Source organism: Primorskyibacter sedentarius (assembly GCF_004342065.1).
GTDB classification, from domain to species: Bacteria; Pseudomonadota; Alphaproteobacteria; order Rhodobacterales; family Rhodobacteraceae; genus Primorskyibacter; species Primorskyibacter sedentarius.
The window spans coordinates 1-3,284 of the sequence record NZ_SLZU01000064.1 but is presented as its reverse complement, the minus strand read 5'-3'; the positions used below and the strand labels follow the sequence as shown (position 1 = coordinate 3,284).

At 55.7% G+C, this 3,284-nt stretch carries 1 protein-coding gene and 2 pseudogenes; all 3 read right to left on the bottom strand.

Going from position 1 to position 3,284, the window contains the following annotated elements; translation table 11 throughout:
* Window positions 1-141 precede the first annotated feature (141 nt).
* Window positions 142-417 (bottom strand): hypothetical protein, encoded by a 276-nt coding sequence (locus tag EDD52_RS23380; protein ID WP_132249004.1) that lies wholly within the window; start codon window positions 415-417, stop codon window positions 142-144.
* 852 nt (window positions 418-1,269) lie between these two features.
* A pseudogene (locus tag EDD52_RS23370) lies at window positions 1,270-2,064 on the bottom strand (IS5 family transposase); the annotation flags it as partial.
* A gap of 434 nt (window positions 2,065-2,498) precedes the next feature.
* Window positions 2,499-3,118, bottom strand: a pseudogene (locus tag EDD52_RS23365) (IS6 family transposase); the annotation flags it as partial.
* Between the last annotated feature and the right edge of the window lie 166 nt (window positions 3,119-3,284).

The window sequence follows — 3,284 nt, the reverse complement described above, 5'->3', positions numbered from 1 at the left end:
TGGACCCGTCTGGCTCAACCCAGAAACCGAAATCAGCGCCCCTGAAATCAGAGACGCCGCATGAAATCGGCGGACAACTCCTTTGACAAACACCGATACCGACAAGGTCCCGTTCGAAGAACGGATGCCTGACAAAGCGCATCAGGTCTTTTGAGCCATCGCGGCAAGATGTGCCCGTGCGCCTGCAGTGACGTCAGTCGCTTTGCCGACAGGTTCCCATTGATCGAGAGGCAGGGCCATGCGGCGTTTCAATTCTGCTTCGAGCAAAGACTGTTCACGATCCCGCTCTGCCTTTGCCTTGGCCAATTCACCCGAAACCGCGGCACTCACATTGGGGTACTCGCCAGCTTCGACCAGTTCCCTCGCAAAGGTGTAGGCGGTTTCGGTGAAACTGACAGATTGCTTTTGAACGCTCATGGCAGACTCTCTGGTGTTCCAATAGACTACCGAGTTTCGCGATATATGGCAAGCCGGTCAGCCACGCAAGCTGAACAAGAAAATCCGTTGCCATGGGGCGGTGATCATCGCGGTGGGTGTAACGCTGCGGTATTACTGAAAAGCTCGCTCCCCATTGCAGATACGGCTCCAGAGTTACTGATCGTTGTCCTTGATGGTGCGCAGATACGACGTCGGCTGAAAACCAGAAACGCCAACTGTGGCTGTTGATTTCCGCTTTGCTACACCACCTGATCGCCTCTTTGAAACCGCAACAAGTGTAAGGTCGCAGCCGCGTTCCGTTTCCAGGATCCACGCTTCCACGTCTTTCCATCACTGATTTCGGGGTGGGTGCCGTGGGTCGTTTCAACCCGCTTCGGGTCTTCGCTTATTGTCCTTCGACAGAAAGTCGATGCATACGGCAAAGACGCGCAACTGGTGTCACTGTACCCTAAACAATCAGAATTTGACGTGAATTTGACCTGTATTTTCAGAGGCCGTTGTGACGTAGCAGTAAATTGCAAGATTTCGGCCGCTTCTACAAGATTTGGCAGTTAAGAATGAGACTCAGGGCGCCTCACTTTTTATATCAACTGCATTTGTTGCGGCGGCCCCCATTCGATCGTAGGCAATCTCAGCCGCCGATGTCTGCTAGTCGCCACACTTGAGAACCTTGCGAATTGCATCCGCCCGACGGCACGCCTCCTGCCAGAGCACATCACCAATTTCTTCTGGTAGAGGATCAGACATGGCAACTCAAGCCGGTTCAAGCTCAGGAGCCACAGTCTCAAATAAACTGCCATAATCCAAGCCTGATCTTAGGGTCAGGATTCCTAACCAATAGATGACGAGAGCAGCGAGTGTGATGGCCGAGAGGAACACCTTGGGGCATCTGTCGTATCGGGTCGCGACACGCCGCCAATCCTTGAGCCTGCCGAACATGATCTTGATGCGGTTGCGCCGCTTGTAACGGCGTTTGTCGTATTTGACGGGTGTCTTGCGTTGCTTTCTGCCAGGGATACAGGCGCGTATCCCTTTGTCTTGCAACGCTTCTCTGAACCAGTCTGCGTCATAGCCGCGATCTCCGAGCAACCAGTCGACCTTTGGCAAACCACTGAGCAGCACCCGCGCGCCGATATAGTCGCTGACCTGTCCAGCGGTGACAAACAGGTCAATCGGCCGTCCCTGGCTGTCGCAGATGGCATGCAACTTGGTGTTCATGCCGCCTTTGGTTCGGCCGATCAGACAGCCGCGCCCCCCTTTTTGGCGGCCATGCTGGTCGCTGTTCGATGGGCCTTGAGGTATGTCGCGACCATTGCCCGGCAGTTGTTTGCGAAGCAATCAATGAAAGGGGATCATCACAGTCTTCTGTTCGCCGTGCTCAGCGGCCAGGCCAACCATCATCTGAGCGAAGATGCCTTTCTCGCTCCAGCGCTTCCAACGGCTGTAGAGCGTCTTATGTAGCCCGTATGCTGCTGGAGCATTTCGCCATCGTAACCCATTGCGATTGATAAAGATAATCCCGCTCAAAACACGCTTATCATCGACCCGAGGCTTGCCATGTGATTTCGGAAAGAATGGTTCCAGACGTGCCATCTGCGCGTCGGTCAGCCAGAAAAGGTCGCTCATGTCACCGCTCCATTTTCCGAGCCGTGATTCACGCTGAGCGACGAAAATCAATGCATCCTGACCCTAGAAGCGGGTGCGGCGGTCGACGAAGCGATGATGCAAGATGCGGTAGCGGAAAAGCTCGCGCGCTTCAAACACCCCAGGCAAAATCGGGTCGTCGAGGCGCTGCCACGCAACACAATGGGAAAAGTACAAAAGAACGTGCTCCGAGACACGTTCATAGAATAAGGGGAGTAGGAAAAACACGCTCGTCGTCGTGGTAGTTAAAGGTTTCGGAGCAAGGCGGGACCCACCAAGCGTGTAAGCATTTTTGTCGAGACGACGTTTGACGAGGGAGTGGGCAGAAGCTGGGGGTGTTCGGGTAAGCTACAGGAGTTTTTATGGTGTTGTCACGTTAACCGAAGGGTTGGCGGTCAAGGCCGTAGATGACAGCCTTAGGCGATACTGGCTGCTACTTTCCACGCGCAGAGAACTTCCATCCGGTGGTAGCGAATGGTTCGGGCGGCGCGTCGGCGAGTTGGAACGGAGAAACAATTGCGGACGGCGGAATGGATGGACACAAAGCGTTGCAGGCCGCCCGGAGAGCGATGACCCTGCATCACGCGCTCCCGCTTTCGGAACGGCAAATGGCTGTTCTCGGCACGATTGTTGAGCCCCTTATGCGATAAGTGATCCAGTGGAGCAGGAGTTCGCGCTTGGCCGCGCCAAATGAGCGGAGTTTGTCCGTGATAATACGCTTGGGAACAGACCCCGCGCGCTTCATCAACTTGCGCAGAAGCCGTTTGGAGGCACGTTTGTCCCGCCGGGACTGGAGGATCTCGTCCAGAACGACGCCGCGCTGATAAACGGCGCGCCAGAGCCAGAACGTCTTTCCCGAAATCTTCACCACGACTTCGTCAAGATGCCAGATGTCGCCGGAGCGGCGCTGGCGCCGCCGCAGGTTCCTCGCGATCTGCGGCTCGAATTTGGCCGTCCAGCGCCGAACCGTTTCATAGGAGACGTCGATGCCACGTTCGAGCAGCATCTCCTCGACCTCCCGCAGGCTCAGATTGAACGTAAGCGCTGTCTGCGCCCCGCATTGCCGACGGGATCAGCCATTGCGAGGTGATACGCATCCGAAGAGAAGGCGTCGTCACGTTAACTCACCGAGTTTGCAAGTTGGCATGCCGTTCGTTGATCAAGCTGCATGTGCCGCGGATTTCCACGCCTCAAATGCTTCG

Coding starts and splice junctions, on each gene's coding strand:
- EDD52_RS23380 (WP_132249004.1), bottom strand. CDS start 417: ATGAGCGTTCAAAAGCAATCTGTCAGTTTCACCGAAACCGCCTACACC.